The sequence below is a fragment of the Nostoc sp. CmiVER01 genome (genome assembly GCF_034531135.2).
Classification (GTDB): Bacteria; Cyanobacteriota; Cyanobacteriia; order Cyanobacteriales; family Nostocaceae; genus Nostoc.
In genome coordinates, this window is record NZ_JAVRBU020000016.1 from 179,108 (window position 1) to 202,288 (window position 23,181).

Annotated in this window: 6 protein-coding genes and 1 pseudogene; 2 read left to right on the top strand and 5 right to left on the bottom strand. The window is 42.1% G+C overall.

What is annotated here, in order from left to right:
* Positions 1-303 precede the first annotated feature (303 nt).
* A complete protein-coding gene (locus RMZ43_RS26675; RefSeq protein ID WP_322648182.1) occupies positions 304-504 on the top strand; it encodes a hypothetical protein in 201 nt (66 codons plus the stop codon).
* Positions 505-566: 62 nt separating this feature from the next.
* Here RMZ43_RS26675 and RMZ43_RS26680 read toward each other — a convergent pair whose 3' ends face one another.
* Positions 567-689 carry a hypothetical protein gene (locus RMZ43_RS26680; protein WP_322648288.1) on the bottom strand — a complete coding sequence of 41 codons (123 nt, stop codon included), beginning with the start codon at positions 687-689 and terminating at the stop codon, positions 567-569.
* On the opposite strand from RMZ43_RS26680, the pseudogene RMZ43_RS26685 reads away from it, so the two are divergent.
* A pseudogene (locus RMZ43_RS26685) lies at positions 681-1,028 on the top strand (IS66 family transposase); the annotation flags it as partial. The gene RMZ43_RS26680 and the pseudogene RMZ43_RS26685 sit on opposite strands and share 9 nt — an antisense overlap.
* A gap of 335 nt (positions 1,029-1,363) precedes the next feature.
* On the opposite strand, the gene RMZ43_RS26690 reads toward RMZ43_RS26685, so the two are convergent.
* The 4 genes from RMZ43_RS26690 to RMZ43_RS26705 all read right to left on the bottom strand — a co-directional run bounded on the left by RMZ43_RS26690 (position 1,364) and on the right by RMZ43_RS26705 (position 23,133).
* On the bottom strand, positions 1,364-3,391 hold the full coding sequence (locus tag RMZ43_RS26690) for an ABC transporter ATP-binding protein/permease (protein WP_322648181.1): 2,028 nt from the start codon (positions 3,389-3,391) through the stop codon (positions 1,364-1,366).
* 180 nt (positions 3,392-3,571) lie between these two features.
* Complete coding sequence (locus RMZ43_RS26695; protein WP_322652550.1) at positions 3,572-4,315, bottom strand: phytanoyl-CoA dioxygenase family protein; 744 nt, start codon at positions 4,313-4,315, stop codon at positions 3,572-3,574.
* 249 nt (positions 4,316-4,564) lie between these two features.
* The gene (locus RMZ43_RS26700) at positions 4,565-13,255 is read right to left on the bottom strand and encodes a non-ribosomal peptide synthetase (RefSeq protein ID WP_322652551.1); all 8,691 of its coding nucleotides are present in this window, start codon (positions 13,253-13,255) and stop codon (positions 4,565-4,567) included.
* Entirely contained in the window at positions 13,252-23,133 is a 9,882-nt protein-coding gene (locus tag RMZ43_RS26705) for a non-ribosomal peptide synthetase (RefSeq protein WP_322652552.1), read from the bottom strand. The genes RMZ43_RS26700 and RMZ43_RS26705 overlap by 4 nt, the downstream gene beginning before the upstream one ends.
* Between the last annotated feature and the right edge of the window lie 48 nt (positions 23,134-23,181).

Sequence of the window (23,181 nt, forward strand, 5' to 3'; positions counted from 1 at the left end):
GAAGCAGCGCGGTCTTCTCCCAAGGGGAGACGCCAAGAGCGATAGCGCAGCGTTAGCGAGTCCGCGAGCGTCTGGGGGTTTCCCCCATGAGCGACTGCTGTTAGCGCAGCGTTAGCGAGTCTTCTCCCCTTGGGAGAAGGGATTAACCCCCACAACGAGACTTAGTTTCAGAAGCTTAGATTTGCTTTCTTCATAGCGCAGTTGCTCTACAAGGGACGGGGCATGAACCAAAAAATTATTTTAATCCAAAATCTAAAATTACGTGAGTTCGACGGATAGAAAAGCCCAAAAAGCTAGCTAGATATGAATTTGCTTAATTGGTGGCAAGTTCGACAAACAAGCTGGTACACCAAACATTTGCCTTCCTTCTCTGATGCACTGGCTTTGGTGCGGCGATTTTTTGCTCGCAGCACTTTTTCCATGTCCCATGAATCCTTTGAAATGGTAAAAGTACCTCACCCTTTGTTTGAACGTTTGCGGGATCTTGCTGTTTATGCTGCGTAGTTGGATAAAGTCGAGCTAAAAGTCACGATTATATTAATTATATTAATGTATTGCCGGTTGCTTCAATAGTGACAATACCAGCAGTTGTAACAGGTTTCGTGGACATCTAGAAAGGTGGCGATCGCTCCAAGTTGAATTACTTTACCATTGACATCGCTAATCTGACCACCTGTTCCAAGTTGCAACGAACACTTAATCAGTGGATTGACTTAGCCGGAGCTACAGCAGGAAACCTTTTACGTTCTCTGCGCGATAAAGCCAATCAATGGTGGTATTTTCTTGACTACCCTGAAGTTCCTCCTGATAATAATGAAGCTGAACGTTCGCTGCGTTTGGCCGTAACAAAACGCAAAGTTAATGGTGGTTTCCGGTCAATGGAACGGTTTCAACACACTGCCAATTTGTTGACGGTGGCGCAAACCTGTCGTCGTCAAGGTAGGTCTGTGATTGATTTTTTTGTACAAGCATTACTGGCTGACTCTAATAATTGTCTGTCTCGCCCTTCTTTGCTTCCGCAAGATTAGACCTGAATCCTTACGGTTATATTTTAGCAAAACCTAGTTATATCAAGTATTTTAGGGTTTTTTAGTATTAATTTATCAACGGAAGTCTAGGAGAGCCATTAAAATAATGACGTAACCATTCTAAATCAATAAAATGCGATTATCACCTCATAATAAAAAGCGTAAACATATACTCAAATTTATAACTGGTTTTGAAATTTGTTTGTTGAAGTTTTGCCTTAGTAACTAATACAGTTTTTAATTCATCAAATGATTTTAAAATTGAATCTCTATACTACAGGCTCATCGCTACCACCAGACAAACAAGGATGACGCAATTAGTTAAAAATAGAGTACTAAAGTCTTACCCATTTCAATATCTTTGGGTTTTTGTTATAGCAGTAGGTTAAGCCCTCTTTAGTAGTTATGGATTGTCCTTTGCTTGCCTTACTTCTAATAGTACCAATTGAATAATTAGCTAACATCTGCATTTCCTGGTGAGAAAGTCCTTCGATTGTGTCTATTTCTACTGCTCTTTCTGGTTGGATTTGGGATTTTTCGTTGGAAAAATCATCTATTTTGATTTCAGCTTTTTGGGTAGGAGTGATGACAATTTCTTTTGCTTTTTGAAGCCGATAATTCTGCACAGTTAAAAGTTGCCAACTGGAATCTTGTGAAAGCTCTAAAACCCATTGATGATAATCAAACAGGCTTTCCCGATGTCCAACACTAATAAAAGTTGTTTGAGTTGATTGTAACTGTTGATATAAACTTCCTTCATTATTCAAATCTAAGGCACTGGTTGCTTCATCTAATATAGTGAAGCTAGGATGAGTAACTAACAGTCGTGCGAATGCAAGGCGTTGTTGTTCTCCCAACGATAATATATTCTCCCAAGGAACTTCTGTATCAAAGCCATTGACTCGACTTAGCAAATTTTGTAAGTTGACTTGTTGCAAAATTTCTTTGAGTTCTCGATCGCTCATTTGACGATTTGTATTAGGATAGAGTAACTGTTCGCGTAAAGTTCCCAAAATTATGTAAGGGCGTTGGGGCAAAAATAAGACTTCTTCTAGGGGAGGTCGCATCAAACGACCAGTCCCCGCATTCCACAAACCAGCGATCGCTCTCAACAAAGAACTTTTACCTCGACCACTTGGCCCAACAATCAATAAACCTTCTCCACGTTGAACAGAAAGTGACAAATCTTCGACGATCACCTGCTCATAGTTTGGTGTTTGTAAGGTGACATTCTCAAAAGCAAAATAGTTTTCTTCTATTGTTTTAACAGTACTCAGATTCTCAGGTTGTTTAGTGACTTCTTCCAATGCATCTGAGAACTCAGCTAAACGCTCAACGTAACTCGAAAAATTTCCAGAAGTGCCAAATTCAGCTATTAATTCTCCCAGAGCAGTAGCAAACAGATAGCTAGCTAAAGTAGCTTGTCCAACTTGTCCAAAATCAATTTCATTACTAATATATAAAGGTGCGAGTAATAATAACGTAAAAAATTCGATAGCAGACTGATACCCTCTGTTAAAAATTTCGTTATTTCTCTCCCAATTAATTTTGCGTATCGCACTTTTTAGGATATTACTAAATCTTCGTTGAATTATATTTGATTCTTGATTTTCTCCTCGAAAAAAAGCTATTGATTCGGCATGATTCCGAACATGAGTTAGTGCATAATTATAGTCTGCTTTAGATTCAAGTTCCTCTTGATTAATTTTAATTAATTCTTGATTTAAGTACACAGCAATCAAATTACCTATAATCGTATAAATCAGCAAAGCAATAGCGACCTTTGGGAAAATTGACCAGAGAATCGTTAAAAAAGTTGCCATTTGCAGTACTTTTTCTAGGAAAGTAGCTGAAAAACTGAGGGCATTACTAGGAAGAGGTTCAATTTCTTGAGATAAACGTTGATCTGGGTTATCAATATCAGCTTTAAAATTAATTTTATAATAAGCACGATTGGTCAAATATTTATCTAAAATCTGATTATTGAGCCATTGGTACCAATCAAGAGCGATTTTTTTTCTAAGAAATTTAGAAAATCCAACTAAGAGGGTTACGGAGACAAGCCCAACAGCATAAAGCCACACTATGTTAATGAACTTAGAATAATCTTTTTCTTGAATAATTATATCGATCAAATAACGATTAACGAAACTATTAAAAGCAGTTATACCTACAAGTGCGATTATTAATAATATCAGCAGAATAAGCATTGCCCATGCACGAATCACATCTGAAAATGCTCTTTCTCCTGGCTTTGTTGGATACCAGTAAGGCCCTGCGATCGCTCCGACATTTTTCCAGAATTGGATAAAATCTGAAACAGGATTTGTTCCGGGTTGAGTTTGAAGAACTTGGGTTGGCATATTTTAAAAATAAACTGAAATCTTTTATAATCAGATTTAATACTTTTTAGTGCTGAATAACAAGTAATAAGTACCGAGTGAGAAATTACATATAGCACTCGATACTCAAAATCATGTTTGCACTTAGATATTTACTTGTGCTGGCTCGACTTCATCCATTTTTAGGTTTAGGCGATCGCATTATCTACGAAATGCAGGCTCGATAAGAGCTTTGTTGAATAGAGGCTGTAGTGGTGTGTGATCGCGGCTCACCAAGAATTCTGGTCTGGGTTGCCCCTTGAAGCTTGGTATATTGTTGATGCTGTTATAAGTGATAATTAGGAGCCTGCGATCGTAAGGAGAAATGTTGGGTGCTGATCCGTGTACTAAATTACAGTGAAAGAAAAGGACAGAGCCTAAAGGGCCTTTGGGTGCAACGATACCTTTTTCAGTAGCTAGTTTGGCGATCGTTTCTTTCCCAAGAGAGTACTTAAGAGCAGCACTAACATTAGATTTCCAGTCATTTTTTTGGTGATTAACTTCAGATGACTCTGTTTGTCCCAAGTGAACAAGGCTCTTTTTGTGAGAACCTGGAATGAAATACATAGGCCCGTTAAACTCATTACATTTATCCAAGAAAACAGCAACATTCAATGCTTTAGAGGATGGCATACCATCTTCTTGACCCCAAAATACAAAGTCTTGATGCCACGGCCATATATCTCCTCCAAAAGCTGCTTTAAAGTTGATTGTAAATTGGTAGACATATACATCGCTATTGAGAATTTTACAGGTAGATGTTAGGAGGCTAGGGTGTCGAGTCAAAGAATCGAAAATTTCCGTGGTGGCGTGGCATCCATGAAGAGCGCGCACTGTTTTGTTATCCCTTTCTAAAATCCGTCCTGGTATATCTCTTACTATCAAATCTTCAACAGCAGCGTGCATTGCCTCAACTTCTTTTGTTGAGAAAGCTCTGGGATAAAGAGTAGCCCGTTTTCTTTGTAATATTCTATTTGGTCTTTCGTTAATTTCATGGTTTTGTCGATCTGATTGGTATAGAACATAACTATTGTTTTGATGCTTAAAACAAACTAATTACTAATAGGAACTTGTGTTGATTAACATTGAGTCAGGCGATCGCTATTTCACAGTAGAATGCTCCTTATGAGCAGAATCTGGCGATCAAAAGAAGGTTTATACCCCATCACCCATAGTTTCCTGTGCTTCTTCGATACAAGCTTTCAACTGTTTGGCTAATGTCTGAACATAGGGTTGAGTCATCATCGTGACATGGTTGCCAGGGACAAAATGGATATCCATCGGCTCGGGAGAAAACTTGCTCCAGCCCCAGGTCGAATCCTGCAAAATCTCAGAAAGTACTTCACTATTAGACTCCTCGACTGCGGGAGTTTCGCTGGCCCGCAACAAAGTAATTCGGATTGGATAAACCTGTTGTGGCACATAATTAACTAGAGAGTTAGCTTTGAGTAATTGCACCATATTATTAAGCTGTGTAATTTCATCATCGGGAGGCAAGATATCAGCATTTTTTAATCGTTCTAGAACGTATTTCAGTTGATCTTCCCAAACCAAACATTGAAGAATTTCGTCTGAAATATCTAGTTTCTTTGCGTAAATAATTTCGATTGCACCTGCCAATTGAGCTAGCCATTTAGCATTATCCCAATCAAAACCTTCTGGCTTTTCCTGATAAAAAGGTGCTGAAGTATCAAGAATGGCAACTAAAGCAACCTTATGTCCTTTGCGAAGTAACTGCTGCGCCATTTCAAAGGCTAATTTACCGCCAAAAGAATGCCCAGCCAAAAAATAAGGCCCCTGCGGTTGAACAACCTCTAGTTCTTGAATGTACTGGGCTGCCATATCCTCAACTTTGGTAAGGGCTACCGATCCTCCAGAAAGACCATTTGCTTGGAAACTGTAAAATGGTTGATCTGAACCTAGACAACGAGCTAAGTCATACAAGTAGAAAGGAGTACCAGCAGCTCCTGGAAGGCAAAACAAAGGTGGCTTGGAACCGTTCGACTGAATTGCTACTAAGGGAGACCAAATTGAGGAATCCGAATCCGCTTGCACAACAGTTGCCAACTGTTCGATAGTTGAATTTTGGTAAAGGCTGGCTATAGGAATATCTTTACCAAACTGCTGTTTAATTTGAGCCATTAAGTAAGGAGTTAAAAGGGAATGACCACCGAGGTCAAAGAAATTATCTTGTACTCCTACCTTGTCCACTTTCAAAATTATTGACCAGATTTGTGCTAATTGCAGTTCTAATTGGTTACGTGGTGCAACAAATTTATCTGAGTCGCTGCTATGTAAATCAAATACTTTCAATGCGCGGCGGTCTACTTTGCCGCTAGGAGTTAGGGGCAACGACTCCAACATCACAAAAGCATTGGGTACCATATACTCTGGTAGCTTTGCTTTGAGGAAATGGCGCAGTTCGCTAATTGTCGGTGTACAGTGCTGATGCGGCACTATGTAGGCGACTAGGCGCTGATCGCCGTCTTTGTAGGTGATGACACAACATGCCTCCACATCGCCATGTTGGCTCAGTACTGCTTCGATTTCTCCCAATTCGATCCGGAAGCCTCGCACTTTAACCTGATTGTCGATGCGTCCTAAGTATTCAATGTTTCCATCCGGTAAATAGCGTGCTAAATCTCCAGTTTTATACAGCCGGGAGTACGTGTCAGTGCTAAAGGGATTGGGGATAAATCTCTCAAGTGTTAATTCAGGTCGGTTCAGGTAGCCTCGCGCTAAAGAGACACCACCAATGTATAATCCTCCTGCTACACCGATAGGTACAGGCTGTAGATATTTATCTAAGATGTATATCTGTGTATTAGCAATTGGTCGTCCAATTGGAGGAAGTAGCGGCCAAGCGTCCACTGAATTAGTCAGAGTAAAAGTGGTGACTACATGGCTTTCTGATGGCCCATAATGATTGTGCAAAGTACAATCATCAGTTAGTTTGCTTAACCAATGAGAAATGGCGGGAGTAATTTGCAACTGTTCACCAGCAGTAATGATTTCCCGCAAATTACTAGTAAATAAATCACCGCCAACAGCGACTTCAGCTAGTTGTTGTAAGCCAACAAAGGGAATAAACAATCTTTCAACCGCTTTGTTTTCCATCAAAGCTAACAAAGCCACTGGATCTCGGCGCAATTCCTCCGTGATCAAGAGCAATGTACCTCCAGAATACCAAGTAGAAAACATTTCCTGAAAGGAGACATCAAAGCTGATAGGAGAAAATTGCAGAGTTTTTGCTCCACGAGAAATTTTCATATTTTCCAGTTGCCACAGGAGCAAATTGCAAAGAGCAAGCTGACTCATGGCTACACCTTTAGGTTTACCTGTAGAACCAGAGGTGTAAATTACATAACCTAAGTTAGTTGCTTGCACATCAGAGATGAAATTGTCCTGGCTAAACTGGGAAATTAATTGCCAGTTAGTATCCAAACAGACAAGTTTTGCTTGATGCTCAGGTAGTATCTCAACGAGTTGCTGCTGAGTCAACAATATCGAAACAGCCGCATCTTCTAACATGAAACTCAGGCGTTCTTGAGGATAGTTTGTGTCAAGTGGCACGTAAGCCCCACCCGCCTTAAGAATCCCCAATAGTCCTATGACCATTTCTAGCGATCGCTCCACATAAATGCCCACCAACACATCAGCTTTCACACCCAAAAAGCGTAAGTAGTGCGCCAACTGATTTGCTTTGGCATTCAACTGGTAGTAAGTCAGTTGTTGATTTTCAAAGACAGCTGCGATCGCATCTGGAGTACGCTCTACTTGCCCTTCAAACAGCTGATGGATACATTTATTTTGAAGATAATCAACTTGAGTGTCGTTCCATTCCACTAATAATTGCTGTTCCTCAGTTGCTGTCAGCAGAGGCAATTGCAAAATTCGCTGCTGTGGATTAGCAATAATTCCCTCAAGCAATGTTTGAAAATGCTCTAACATTCGAGCGATCGCTGCATCATCAAATCGGCTAGTATCGTAGCTAATCTTTACCAAAAATTGCTTACCAGGAGCAGCAACTACAGTCAGAGGATAATTGGTTTGTTCAATGCTGTGAATATTGTCTAGGTCGAAACTGTGATTGTGTTCTTGCACTGCCGCATCAACTGGATAATTCTCGAAGACAACAATGCTCTCAAATAAAGGCGTTCCTCTGGGGACTTCACTCCAGCCCTGAATCTCTACTAATGAACTATATGAGTATTGCTCAGACTCAACTTGCAGTGCCTGTAAATCCTTCAACAAAGCCAGCACTTGGGTATCATCTGCAACTTGAACTCGCACTGGCAAAGTGTTGATAAATATTCCCACCATCGATTCGATGCCGATAAGAGATGGCGGACGACCGGACACAGTAGCACCAAAAACTACATCTGTTTCTTGGTTGTAGCGACACAGAAGTATTGCCCAAGTTGCCTGCACTAGATTATTTATTGTCAGTTGATGTTGTCGTGCAAAACTTTGTAGGGCTGCTGTTGCTTGCACTGTCAGTTGGATTTGTTGTTCACTATAACTAGAATTTAGCTGTTGTCGTTTTGACGAGGGTTTATCAACTATCAAAGAAGTGGGTGAGGTAAAACCTTGGAGTTTTTCTTTCCAGAATTGTTCAGCTAGGGCTAAGTCTTGTTTCTGTAGCCAAGCAATATAGTTGCGGTAGCTTTGGGTTGGTTGAACTGTCTTAGTTTCACCCTGAAAAATTGCTTGATAAAAATACAATAGGTCTTTGAAAACCAAAGGCATTGACCAGCCATCAAGCAATAAGTGATGAGAACTCCAAACGAATTGATAAGTATCTGCACTCAATTGAATGAGGGCCAGGTGCATCAGTGGTGCAAGAGAGAGTTGGAAACCCTGTTGTCGCTGTGAATGCAAGAAAAGCTCTAATTGCTCTTGCTGATCTTGTGCAGATAGCCGTTGCCAATCATGTCTGTTGAGGTTAATATCCACCTGCCGATAAACTACTTGAAGTGGCTGGGTTAATTGCTCCCAAACAAAAGCAGTCCGCAAGATTGAATGCCGTGCTACCACTTGCTGCCAAGCTTGCTCAAAAGCTGCTACGTTCAACTCACCTTTTAAAGTAAAACTTAACTGCTCAAAATATACTCCTGTGTCTGGAGCATACAAACTTTCAAACAGCATCCCTTGCTGCATGGGAGAAAGTGGGTAAATATCTTCAATATTTTTGGAGTTAGTTTTGCCTAAACTTGTCAACAGTTGGTCTAGTTCTAGCTGGTTTAGGTTGACTAGCGGGAAATCTGAAGGTGTATAACCTCCACTCTCAGGTGATGAACAATGAGCAATCAACCCTTGCAATATTTTGACAAAATCTTGCGCCAGAGTTGCGATCGTGGCGTGCTGGTGGATATTTGTGCTGTAAATCCACTCGATTTGCAACCGTTCTCCAGCAATAATGCTGTTAATGTCTAATAAATGAGCACGGTTGTTCTGCAAACTTTGGCTTTGTCCAGCAGACTCACTAGCTGGCTGCATCCAAGAAGATGTATTGAGAAGTTGATCGAATTGACCCAAATAATTAAAACTGATTTCTGTTTGCCCAAATGCTTGGACTTGAGCAGCAATTTCTGCATCCTGACTCAGATAGCGCAATAAGCCGTAGCCAATTCCTTTGTTGGGAATAGCGCGCAGTTCTTCTTTGACAGATTTTAGGGCATCTGCTGGATTTTCTGTTGCTTGGAGTTCCACAAATACAGGGAAAATGGTTGTAAACCAACCGATAGTCCGTGATAAATCAACACCATCAACAATATCTTCCCGCCCATGACCTTCTAAGTTGAACAGCACAGAGCTTGAGTTAGTCCATTTTGCCAAAACCAGCACCAAGGCAGTCAGTAGCACATCATTAATCTGAGTGTTGTAAGCCTTTGGCACATCTTGCAGTAAGGCACGAGTTTCGATCTCATTTAATGACACTGATACTGTACTGGCAGACGCAACGGTGTTTGCCCCTTGTGTATGGTCAACTGGGATGGAAGGAACTGCGGCGCGAGATTCATTCAGCCAATAAGCCACTTCAGATTTGAGGGCAATTGATTGTGCATAAGCTGTTAATTTTTCAGACCAATCCTTGAAAGAAGTTGTTTTGGCAGTCAGGGCAATGGCTTTACCTTGAGCAAGTTGCTGGTAAGCTGTTTGTAAATCCTCTAATAAAATCCGCCAAGAAACACCATCAACTACCAAGTGATGGATAACTATTAGTAATCGTGCCCTTTTGTCAATACCCAGATGAAAAAAGGCGACTTGCACTAGATTTTCTGACAGATTCAAACTCGCCTGAAAGGAAGCCGCTTTAGTTTCAATGGCAGTTTGTTGCTCACTTTCTGGGAGTTCCGATAAGTCTATTTGAGAGAAAGAAATGTTATCATTTACAGCAGAGTGAATTTGTTGCCAAGTGGACTCATATTGTGTAAAACGTAAGCGCAGAGCATCGTGATGTGCTAACAATTGCTGCAATACTTGCTTTAATAACTCTGGTTCGAGGTCAGATGGGACTGAGAGCAGAAATGATTGATTAAAGTGGTGCGGCTCTGGGAAATTTTGCTCAAAGAAATAGTGTTGAATTGGTGTTAGAGGTAATGTCCCTGTGACTAATCCTTGTTCTACTGCGATCGCATTTGCTATGTTAGCAACTGTCGCTAATTCTGCAATTGTTTGATGTGCAAATAATTGCTTGAGAGCCAGATGCAATCCTATTTGCTTGGCTCTGCTAATAATTTGAATACTGAGAATAGAATCTCCGCCAAGTTCAAAGAAGTTATCGTAAATGCCCACTTGCTCTAGTCTCAGAACTTCTGCCCAAATCTGCGCTAGCATTCCTTCAATGGGGGTGCGTGGCCCTACAAAACTGACTTCTAGTTCCCCACGAAAGTCTGGTGCAGGCAATGCGCGGCGGTCTACCTTGCCATTGGGCAAAAGAGGTAGGGACTCTAGCATCACAAAAGCATGAGGCATCATGTAAGCAGGCAATTGCCCAGAGATGAAGGAGCGCAACTGGTTAACTGTAGGTATCTGCCCTTGATGCGGTACTACGTAGGCAACTATGCGTTTATTACCTGGAGTATCTTCGCAAACAATGACACAAGATGCTTTGACATCACCGTGTTGGCTCAGTACTGTTTCGATTTCTCCCAACTCAATACGGAAGCCGCGAATTTTCACTTGGTTGTCAATTCGTCCTAAATATTCGATATTCCCGTCGCTTAAGTAGCGTACCAAGTCCCCAGTTTTGTAGAGGCGGGAATTTGGATTAGTGCTAAACGGATTGGGAATAAACTTTTCGCTTGTTAATTGTGGAAGGTTGAGATATCCTTTTGCCAACCCCACACCACCAATGTACAATTCTCCTGGCACACCAATTGGAACAGGCTGTAAATATGTGTCTAGAATATATATATTCCTGTTAGGCAGAGGACGACCAATAGGAATTTTTTTCAGATTAATATCTTGACTCAACTGGGGAAGAATTTCAAACAGTGTTGCGGTGATAGTCGTTTCTGTGGGGCCATAAGCGTTGACCAGACGAACACAAGACATTGGACTTTGTTGCCATTGGGTAACATATTCGGGCAAAATTATATCTCCACCAACAACCACAAGTCTGAGTTTGCTGTTGGTATCTAACACTTGTGTTTTGACCCACTCTTGAGCCAGTTGTTGCCAATAGGCTGTTGGGAGATTAACGACACTAAGTCCAAAATCCAAAATTATTTTTTGAAAGTTTGTCGGAGTCCATACATCTGAGCCTCGGAGTATTAAACAAGCACCAACTATTAATGTAGGAAATATTTGTTCTAATGAGGCATCGAAGTTGATTGAGGCAAACTGGAGTACACGATCACTCTGTACAAGTGCATAAGCTTGTTGAATAATACAGCAGTGGTTGGCGATCGCGCCATGTGAGATAAGAACCCCTTTGGGTCTGCCTGTAGAACCAGAGGTATAAATTACATAAGCCAAGTTAGTTGTTTGTACTTTTGTGATACCTACGGTAAGCTGCACGATCGCATTATCCTGACTTGACAGTGAAATAGATTGCCAGTCAGTATCTAAACATACAACCTGCGCTTGATGCTGAGGTAACTTTTCAAGGAGTTGCTGTTGTGTTAGCAAAACTGGAACTTGAGCATCTTCTAGCATAAAGCTCAAGCGTTCTTGGGGATAGTCTGGGTCAAGTGGCACATAAGCCCCACCTGCTTTGAGAATACCCAGTAGTCCCACGACCATTAAGAGCGATCGCTCTACACAAATACCTACCAATGTATCTGGTTTTACACCTAAAGACTGCAAGTAATGCGCCAACTGGTTAGCGCGACAGTTCAATTGCTGGTAAGTCAGTTGTTGATTGTCAAAGATAATTGCTACAGCATCCGGGGTACGCTTAACCTGCTCCTCAAACAACTCATGGATACACTTATCAAACGGATAATCTACTTGAGTCGAGTTCCATTCAACTAATAACTGATGCTGTTCAACTTGTGTAAGCATTGGCAATTGGGAAATTCGCTCTTTGGGATTAGCCACAATTCCTTCCAGCAAAGTCACAAAATGCCCAGTCATCCGCTCAATTGTGCTGCTATCAAATAAGTCTGTACTGTACTCCCATACACCCACTAATCCAGTACCAGAGTTGTACATTGATAAACTCAAATCAAACTTAGTAGTTTTGCTTTCTGCTGTTAAAAAACTGATAGTTAAACCAGCAAGCTCTAGTTTAGACATGGGTGCATTCTGGAGTGCAAACATCACTTGGAACAGTGGTGTATGGCTGAGATTCCGTTCTGGCTGCAATGCCTCAACTAGCATTTCAAAAGGCAATTCCTGATGAGTATACGCTCCTAGAGTTATTTGGCGAACGCGACCAAGTAATTCGCTAAAACTGGGGTCGCCTGCTAAGTTAGTACGCATCACTAAGGTGTTGACAAAAAAGCCAATTAACCCTTCTATCTCACTGCGATCGCGGTTGGCGATCGGTGTCCCTACCAAAATGTCTGATTGCCCTGTGTAACGGTAAAGTAAAATATCAAAGGCTGTTAATAGAGTCATAAAGAGAGTACAACCTCCCTCTTGGCTCAGTTTTGTCAGTCTATTAGTCAACTCAACTGAGAGTGGAAATTCTTGAGTTGCACCAGCGAAAGTCTGCACGGCAGGTCTGGGACGGTCTGTGGGTAGTGACAATAAAGTTGGTGCATCTTTTAATTGTTGTTGCCAATAATTTAGTTGAGTTTGTAGTGCATCCCCTTGCAACCAGTCTCTTTGCCATAAGGCAAAATCTGCGTATTGAATGGGTAGTGGTGCTAAAGGTGACGGCTCACCTTCAGAATAAGCCTTGTACAGTGCTGCTAGTTCTTGGACAAACACACCCATTGACCAGCCGTCAGAGACAACATGGTGCATACACACTAACAAGACATATTCTGTCTCATTCAACAATACTAATGTTGCTCTAATTAGTTCTTGGTTTGCCAAGTCAAAAGGTTGAATAGCTTCTTGTTGTACCAATTGCTGTGTAGTAATTTCTTGTTCATTTGTGGATAAATGCTTCAAGTTAACAATTGATACGATCCCCTGTTCCTTGTTCCCTGTTCTCTGTTCCCTAATGATTTGTAGTGGTTGTCCATCAACAGTGATAAAGTTTGTGCGTAAAGCTTCATGGCGATCAATAATTTCTTGCAAGCTTTGTTCTAAAGCAGCTTGATTGAGATTGCCCACTAGACGCAAAGCTAAGGGGATGTTGTATGAAGCACTATTCGGCTCTAACTGGTCTAAAAACCACAAGCGCTGTTGAGCATAAGATAGGGGTAATAATTCTTCAGTAATCATCTCTTGCTCCTTGGTAGAATGCGTGGAACAGTTAGGTCTAAGTTTTGTTGCTGTAACTTCCCGATAGATTGCGCTAGTTCAGCTATTGTTGCGACATTGAAAAATTCGCTTAAAGAAAGTTGCACTTTGAAGCGATCGCGGATGCGTGAAACCAGTTGGGTTGCAAGTAGCGAGTGTCCGCCAAGTTCAAAGAAGTTATCATGAATTCCTACTTGCTCTAATCCCAGCACTTGTGACCAAATTTGTGCCAGTGTTTCTTCTATTGGTGTGCGCGGGGCAACATATTTATCTGAAATTTCGCTTTGTAAATCCGGTATGGGCAAAGCACGGCGATCTACCTTGCCGTTAGGAGTTAGCGGCAATGACTCCAAGATGACAACAGCATTTGGCACCATGTAATCTGGTAATTTTGTTTTCAAGAATTGCCGCAGTTCGCTGCCTAAAGTGGGTGTACAGTCCTGATGCGCTACCACATAGGCTACTAAGCGTTTATCACCAGGGATATCTTCACGAAGGATGACGCAAGATGCTTGCACATCACCATGTTGGTTCAGGACTGTTTCGATTTCTGACAATTCGATGCGGAAACCGCGCATTTTTACTTGGTTGTCAATACGTCCTAAGTATTCAATATTGCCATCAGGTAAATAGCGTGCTAAGTCCCCAGTTTTATATAATCTACTCCCTCCTGAATCCTCAAACGGATTGGGGATAAATTTCTCTTGTGTTAATTCGGGACGGTTGAAATAACCCCGCGCTAACCCTGCACCACCAATAAACAATTCTCCTGGTACACCAATAGATACCAGTTGCAGATTTTTATCTAAAATATAAACCTGGGTATTAGCAATGGGACGACCAATAGGAACAGAGACATCTGGACTGAGTGAGGTTGGGATTTGATAACAGCAAGTAAAAGTTGTATTTTCTGTTGGGCCATAGCCGTTAATCAATTGACAATTCCCTACAGTTTGGAGAAATTTCTGGACATGAGGAACAGATAAAATATCACCACCTGCTAACAGTTGACGTAAGGATTTTAAAACATCAATATTTTCATCTACCATTAAATGAAATAGACCCGCCGTTAGCCAAAGGGTAGTAACTTGGTATTGCTCAATAACTTGTCCTAATTCATTTATTGATGGGTTATTAGAGGGGAATACTATTAGTCTTCCACCGTTAACTAAGCAACCCCAAATTTCAAAAGTTGCAGCGTCGAAGGAGATGGGAGCAAATTGTAGAAATACTTCTTGAGCAGAAATGCTCACATAATTGGTTTGTTTGACTAATCGAACTACACCTCTATGGATAATGCTAACGCCTTTGGGTTGACCTGTAGAACCGCTTGTGTACATTACATAAGCTAAGTTATCAGCTTTGATGCTAGTAGTTGGGTTGTGTTGTGCTTGTTGGCTGATGATATCCCAGTTTGAGTCTAAGCAAATTACACCAGCTTGGCGATCGCGTAGCGTCTCCTCTGGAGAATCGGCAAAGCCGCGCCGGAGGCGATCGCCTAGTTTGTTAACTAGTTTTTCTTGAGTCAATACGACTGATAGCTGAGTGTCTTCGAGCATGAAGCTTAAACGCTCTTGGGGATATTCTGGGTCGAGAGGTACATAAGCCCCACCCGCCTTGAGAATTCCCAACATTCCCACTATCATTTCTAATGATCGCTCCACACACAACCCAACCAGTACTTCTGGTTTGATCCCAAGGGTTTGTAGATAATGGGCAAGTTGATTTGCTCTGGCGTTTAACTCGGTATATGTAAGGTGTTGATCCCCAAATATCACCGCCGTTGCATTGGGTGTTTGTTCTACTTGCGCTTCAAACAACTGGTGAATGCATTTATCTTTGGGATATTCTAATGCTGTCTGGTTCCACTCCACTAGAAGTTGATGATGCTCTTCTAAAGAAACAAGAGAGTGCAACTCATAACGTCCTTGTGGCTGGTTCGCCATTGCAGCAAGAACTCTAAGGTAATAATCGCTAATCCTGTTAATTTGTTCGGAACATAATTCACAGGGATCGTATTTCAAATTCAGTGCTACCTCAGAGGAGTTGGGACTGACGCTGAATTGAGCAAGAAAAGTAAAGTTTGTTTGTTCAAAAAACTTTCCACCTAGCAGCTGTAAATTATCGAGTCCCAGTACTTGTTCGTAGACATGGAAATGCGTGAAATTAAACGCCGTCTCAAACAGAGGAGATTCGCTACCCAAACTTCTCTGTATTTCTGCCAAAGGATAGCGGCGGTGTGGCAACATTTCTCGTTCTGCTGCAAACACTTTTTGCACCAGGTCTGTCCAAGTACCTCCAGCAAATTGCAAGCGGAATGGCAATGTATTGAGGAATAGTCCCAGGACTCGTTCACCATCACTTTGCTCAGGTCGTCCGTTAGCTGCTACACCCGTTACTACATCTGACTCACCAGTGAGGAAATTTAATACTCGCAGATGAGCAGCCAACAGCACACTCTTGAGTGTAACTTCTGCCGACTGAGCCAGTTGTTTTAAGCCTGCAAAAATTTCGGGGGATAAAGTTACCTCTTGCACACCAACTTCTCGAACATTAGTATTTGTTTGCACAAAAGACCAGCGAGGTAATTTGGTAAAAGTGCTGTCGTTTAACCTTTCACTCCAGTATCGCGCAGTTGACGATGATGCGATCGCCTGTTGCTCTAAAGCCACAAAATCCCGGAAGGCAATACTAAATGGCGATACATAATCTACTGATTTGCCTAAAAGTGACAAGTAACGTTTAAAAAACTCACTCATCATCGAAGCAACACTCCACCCATCAAGAATGGCATGGTGGAAGCTCAAAGACAAATTAAATGTTTCCGGCGTGCGACGATGCACAAAGAAACGCAATAGAGGAGGATGAGTCCAATCAAAATGACGTTTCTTTTCAGCTTCAAACCAAGCAGCTAAGGCAACTTCTTGCTGAGAACCATCCAAATGACACCAATCTTCTACCTGCAAGGGAATCTCAACTTGCTGATGAACTAGTTGCAACGGAATACTAAATTTACTCAGCTCAAACGAAGTCCGCAGTACAGGGTGATGATTGACTAAATCTTGAATAGCAACTTGTAAAAGTTGAACATCAAACGGGGTTTTGAGATGGAAACTGAAAATGTCGTGATATGTACTATCTTGGCTATACTCACTGTGGTAAACCATTCCCATTTGCAGTATAGCCAGAGGATAGGCATCTTCCAAACCGTTAGGTAGATGTTGTTTGTCTGCGATCGAAATTAGGCTGAATGGTTGAGTTAATTCTAATTTTGTAATGTTATTCTCTTGTGTTTCCAGCTCTTGGATTAGCTCGTGAATTGTTTGATGTTGGAATAGCTGTGCAAGAGAGAAACTCAAACCATGTTCTTTAGCTTGAGACAGCACTTGAATGCTACGGATAGAATCTCCACCTAAAGCAAAGAAGTTATCATGAATACCCACCTGCTCAATACCGAGAACATTAGCCCAGATAGTGGCTAATATTTTTTCTTCTCTTGTGCTAGGCGTAACAAAAACATCTTCTAGTTCTGGTCTTGCAGTGTCAGGTACAGGTAAAGCGCGACGGTCTATCTTACCATTTGCTGTCAGTGGGAGAGCTTCTAACTGTACAAAAGCACTTGGAACCATGTAGCTTGGCAGTTGGTTGCTGAGGAAGCGACGCAGTTCTTGGATTGTCAGAGATTGTCCCACCTGCGGCACTACGTAAGCCACTAAACGTTTGTTACCCAGTTCATCCTCTCGCACTACCACCACACTTTCCCAAACATCTGGGTGAGCAGCTAATAATGCTTCCACCTCACCCAACTCAATGCGGAAACCCCGAATCTTGACTTGATTATCGATGCGTCCCAAATATTCTAAATCGCCATTGGGCAAATACCGTGCCAAGTCCCCGGTTTTATATAGTCGCGCTTTGTCGTAGTTGCTAAAAGGATGAGAAATAAAGCGTTCTGCTGTCAGTTCTGGACGATTCAGATAGCCACGCGCCACCCCAGCACCACCAACGTACATCTCACCAGGAACGCCAATTGGTACTGGCTGTTTATATTCATCCAGCACATAAACCTTGAGGTCAGGTATCGGACGACCTATAATACTGGCTGTGTGATTTAAATCTTCCTTGCTCAATGGACGATAAGTGACGTGTACAGTAGTTTCTGTAATCCCATACATATTCACTAATTGGGGTGAGGTGTCGCCATGTCGCTCAAACCAAGGCTGTAAGCTCTTGATTTCTAAGGCTTCTCCACCGAAAATTACCAAGCGTAAGTTTAAATTACTAGTGGTTAAACCTGACTGTTCAGCTTGAATTAATTGGCGGAAGGCGGAAGGTGTTTGATTGAGAATTGTGACTTGCTCTTGACACAATAACTGATAGAAGGATTCGGGCGATCGCGTCACTAAATACGGAACTACTACCAGTCGTCCACCATACAGCAATGCGCCCCAAATTTCCCACACGGAAAAGTCGAATGCATAAGAGTGGAACATTGTCCACACATTATCTTGACTAAAGTGATACCAAGAATCCGTGGCTGCAAACAGACGCACTACATTTGAGTGGTTGACTAAAGTACCTTTAGGTTGACCTGTTGAGCCTGATGTATAAATGACATAAGCTAAGTTATCAGTTGTAGAGCCACTAACTGGATTGTCTTCACTTTCCGTTGATATGTCTTCCCAGTCTCGATCTAAGCAGAATACACGGGCGGTATGTTCCGGTAAGCTAGTGAGCAATTTCTCTTGAGTCAACAGTATCTGCACCTGTGAATCATTGAGCATATATGCCAAACGGTCAGTAGGATAGTCTGGGTCAAGTGGCACATAAGCCCCGCCTGCTTTGAGAATTCCCAAGAGTCCCACAAGCATTTCTAAAGAGCGTTCTACACACAACCCAACCAGCGTATCTGCTTCCACACCCAATGAGCGCAAGTAATGAGCCAACTGGTTAGCGCGACAATTCAACTGGTGATAGGTAAGTTGTTGATTTTCAAATACAACTGCTACTGCATTTGGGGTACGCCCAACCTGTTCTTCAAACAACTCATAGATACACTTATCCTGAGAATAATCCGCCTGAGTATCGTTCCACTCTACTAATAACTGTTGTTGCTCAGGTTGTGTCAGCAGTGATAATTGAGAAATTCGCTTCTCTGGGTTAGAAACGATACTTTCCAGCAAGGTTCTAAAATGCCCACTCATCCGCTCAATTGTGCGCTCATCAAATAAGTCAGTACTATACTCCCATACACCCACCATTCCAGTCGGAGTGTTCTGCATTAATAAAGACAAATCAAACTTAGCTGTTGCGCTTTCTGCAATCAATGGGGTGACACTTAACCCAGTTAACTCGACTTGAGACATAGGCGCATTCTGGAGTGCAAACATCACTTGGAACAGTGGTGTATAGCTAAGGTCTCTTTGTGGCTCCAATGCCTCAACTAGCATTTCAAAAGGCAAATTCTGATGAGCATAAGCGTCCATTGCCATTTCTCGTACACGAGTGAGCAATTCGCTAAAGCTAGGATTATCTGCCAGGTTACTACGCATGACTAAAGTGTTGACAAAAAAGCCAATTAACCCTTCTGTTTCACTGCGATCGCGGTTTGCAATTGGTGTCCCTACTAAAATGTCTCCTACACCTGTGTAGCGATAGAGTAAGGTATCATAAGCTGCCAAGAGCGTCATGAACAAAGTTACTCCTTGCTCCTGGCTTAGTTTTGTCAGCCGATTAGTTAACTCAACTGACAGTGCAAACTCTTGATATGCGCCAGCGAAAGTCTGCACCGCAGGTCTAGGTCGGTCTGTAGGTAGGGGCAATAAAGCTGGTGCGTTTGCTAGTTGCTGTTGCCAGTAACTTAGTTGGCTTTGCAGGACATCTCCTTGTAACCAGTTTCTTTGCCATAGGGCAAAATCTGCATACTGAATCGGCAGTGGTATTAAAGGTGACGGCTGACCTTGAGAATAAGCATTGTATAGTGCTGCTAATTCTTCGATAAACACACCTATTGACCAAGCATCAGACACCACATGGTGCATACACACTAACAAAATGTGTTCTGTCTCGGACAGCACTACTAATGTCGCCCTGAGTAATGCAACACTTGCCAGTTCAAAAGGCTGAATGGCTTGTTGTTGTATTAATTGCTGTGTGGCTATTTCTTGTTCGTCTGGTGGCAGATATTGCCACTCAAGAACTGAGAGCGTCCAATTCGTTTGTGTTTGAATGATTTGAGAAGGTTTTCCATTAACAGTGACGAAATTCGTGCGTAACGCTTCATGGCGATGAATAATTTCTTGTAAGCTTTGTTCTAAGGCTGCCTGATTAAAAGTTCCGACTAGACGCAAAGCTAAGGGGATATTGTATAAGGCACTGTTCGGCTCTAATTGGTCTAAAAACCACAAACGCTGTTGAGCATAAGACAGTGGTAATTGAGCATTCGTCTCTCTTGGTAAGATAGGTGGTGCAGAGAGTTCTATTTTTTGTTGCTGTAACTGCTCAATGATGAGTGCTAATTCGGCAACTGTCGCTCTTGCAAATAATTCACGCAATGGTAATTCTACCTTGAAAATGTTACGAATGCGTGAAACTAGTTGCGTTGCTAGTAGCGAGTGTCCCCCAAGTTCAAAGAAGTTATCATAAACTCCTACTTGCTCCACTTTCAGCACTTGCGCCCAAATTTGTGCCAGTAGTTCTTCAATCGGAGTGCGTGGGGCTACAAATTTGTCTGAATTACTGCTGTGTATATCAGGTGCAGGTAAAGCACCTCGGTCTACTTTACCGCTAGGAGTCAGTGGCAAGAAATCCAAGATCACAAAAGCATTGGGTACCATGTACTCTGGCAGCTTTGCTTTCAGGAATTGCCATAGTTGGTTGATTGTCGGTGTACAGTTCCGATCTGTTACCACGTAGGCGACTAAGCGTTTATCACCCCTGTTATCTTCACGAACGATAACACAACATCCCTCTAGATCTTCATACTGGCTCAGTACGGCTTCGACTTCTCCCAACTCAATTCGGAAGCCTCGCACCTTAACTTGATTATCAATACGTCCTAAGTATTCAATGTTTGCATCCGGTAAATAGCGTGCCAAATCCCCCGTTTTATATAATCTATCCCTTTGTACCTCCTCAAAAGGGTTAGGGATAAATCTCTGTTGTGTTAACTGTGGTTGGTTGAGGTAGCCCCGCGCCAAAGCAACACCACCAATGTATAATTCTCCTGGCACACCCACAGGTACAGGCTGTAGATATTTATCCAGGATGTAAATTTGTGTGTTGGCAATGGGACGACCAATGGCAGGCAGTAGGGGCCAAGTCTCCACTGAATCAGTCAGCGTAAAAGTAGTGACTACATGGCTTTCTGATGGCCCATAATGATTGTGCAGAGTACAATCATCAGTGAGTTTGCTCAACCAGTGAGAAATGGCGGGAGTAATTTGCAACTGTTCCCCAGCAGTAATGATTTCCCGCAAATGACTTGTAAACAATTTATTGCCAACAGCTACTTCAGCTAGTTGCTGTAAGCCAACAAAGGGAATAAACAGTCTCTCAATCGCTTTGTCTGACATCAAAGCTAACAAAGCCATTGGCTCTCGCCGCAATTCCTCCGTAATCAAGACTAATGTACCTCCAGAATGCCAAGTAGAGAACATTTCCTGGAAAGAAACATCAAAGCTGAGAGGAGAAAATTGCAAAGTCCTTGCGCCGCGAGCAACTTTCAGATTTTCCACTTGCCAGAAGATTAAATTGACAAGAGCAAGCTGACTCATCGCTACACCTTTAGGTTTACCTGTAGAACCAGAGGTGTAAATCACATAACCCAGATTATCAGCTTGTACGCCAGAGATGAAATTGTCTTGACTGAACTGGGAAACTTGTATCCAGTCAGTGTCCAAACAGATAACTTTCCCTTGATGCTGAGGTAGTCTTTCAAGAAGTGAATTTTGGGTTAGCAGTACTTGAACTTGAGCATCTTCAAGCATGAAACTTAGGCGTTCATTGGGATAGTTGGGATCGAGTGGCAGGTATGCTCCACCTGCCTTGAGAATTCCTAACAGTCCCACGATCATTTCTAAGGAACGTTCCACACACAACCCCACCAATATATCGGCTTTCACTCCCAAAGACTTGAGGTAGTGCGCCAACTGATTTGCGCGACAGTTTAATTGATAATAAGTCAGTTGTTGATTGCCAAACTCCACTGCCACTGCATCTGGGGTACGCTGAACTTGCTCCTCAAACAATTGATGCAGACATTTATTGAGGGGATAATCCACTCCTGTATTGTTCCACTCGACAAGTAATTGCTGTTGCTCAACTTGTGTCAACAGTGGCAATTGGGAAATTTTCTCTTGAGGGTTACTAATAATGCTTTCGAGCAAGGTCACAAAATGACCCGCCATCCGCTCTATGGTGGACGCATCAAACAAGTCTGTGTTGTATTGCCACACAGTTGCCAGCCCAGAGGTAGTATTTTTAATGAATAAAGTCAAATCAAACTTGGCAATTGTTCTTTCTATCGCTAACGGACTGACAGTTAATCCAGTAAGCTCTACTTCAGATATGGGAGCATTTTCGAGGACAAACATCACCTGAAACAATGGTGTATGACTGAGGTCTCGTTGTGGCTGCAATGCTTTTACCAATTCCTCAAAGGGCAGGTCTGGATGAGCGTAAGCTTGCACTGTCAGTTGACGTACTCGACTTAACAATTGCCCAAAAGTGGGGTTGCCTGACAAATCGGTACGTAATACTAAAGTGTTGACAAGAAAGCCAATTAACCCTTCGAGTTCTAAGCGATCGCGTTTAGCAATGGGTGTGCCTACTAAAATGTCATCGGAGCCTGTATACCGATAAAGCAAGGTAACATAAGCTGCGAACAGCGTCATGAACAGAGTAGCTCCCTCTTGCCTGGTGAAATTAGCAACTGCTTGACTCAGTTGATTTGAAAGTTCGACACTGTAGAGTGCGCCTCGGAAAGTTTGAATGGCTGGTCTTGGTCTGTCTGTGGGTAACTCTAGTAAGGTAGGAGCGTTTTTGAGTAGTTTTTTCCAATAGTCAAGCTGTGTTTCGAGTATTTCTGCTTGTAACCACTGCCGTTGCCAAATAGCAAAGTCGGCATACTGAATTGGTAACTCAGGTAACTCTGGAGATAGGTTATTGCTAAGGGCTGAGTAAATGGTTGCTAATTCCCGCATTATCACACCCATTGACCAACCATCAAAAACAATGTGGTGTATTGTGATTAGCAAGACGTGTTCTACCTCTGTGAGTTTAAGCACAGAAGCTCGAATTAAAGGAGAATTAGCAAGAGCAAAGGGTCGAGTTGTTTCTGCTGTGGCTAATTGCTGACAAGCGATCGCTTTTTCACTTTCAGGTAAATCTGTTAAATCTATGATTGGCAGACTTAAGATTAAGCTGTCAGCAATTACTTGGACTGGCTGCTCGTTGATGGTGTCGAAGTTAGTACGTAATGCTTCGTGGCGAGAGATAATTTTGTTGAGGCTTTGCTCTAGTGCTACGACGTTCAACTGACCGTGCAATTTTAGAGCTGCTTGTTCGTTGTAGAAGGGGTTATCTGGTTCCAACTGGTTCAATAACCAGATTTGTTCTTGGCCAAAAGACAGAGGTAAGTTCTGAGGGCGATCGGCTTTGATCGGGGGTAAATCAGTATCAGTGGCGATATCATTTTTCTGGTGCAGCCACAAAATAAGTTCTGCTTTATTCTTAACTAATGAGTCACGAGTTTCTGCTGTCAATACTCCCTTTGGAGCATTAGCACGCAACTGTTCACCTTCAACCCACAATTTTACACCTTGTTGAGAAAGTTCAGCTACAAATTGCTTGATATTCATATAATTATTACCTTCATACTGTCAACTAATTCGTAACTCGTAATTCAT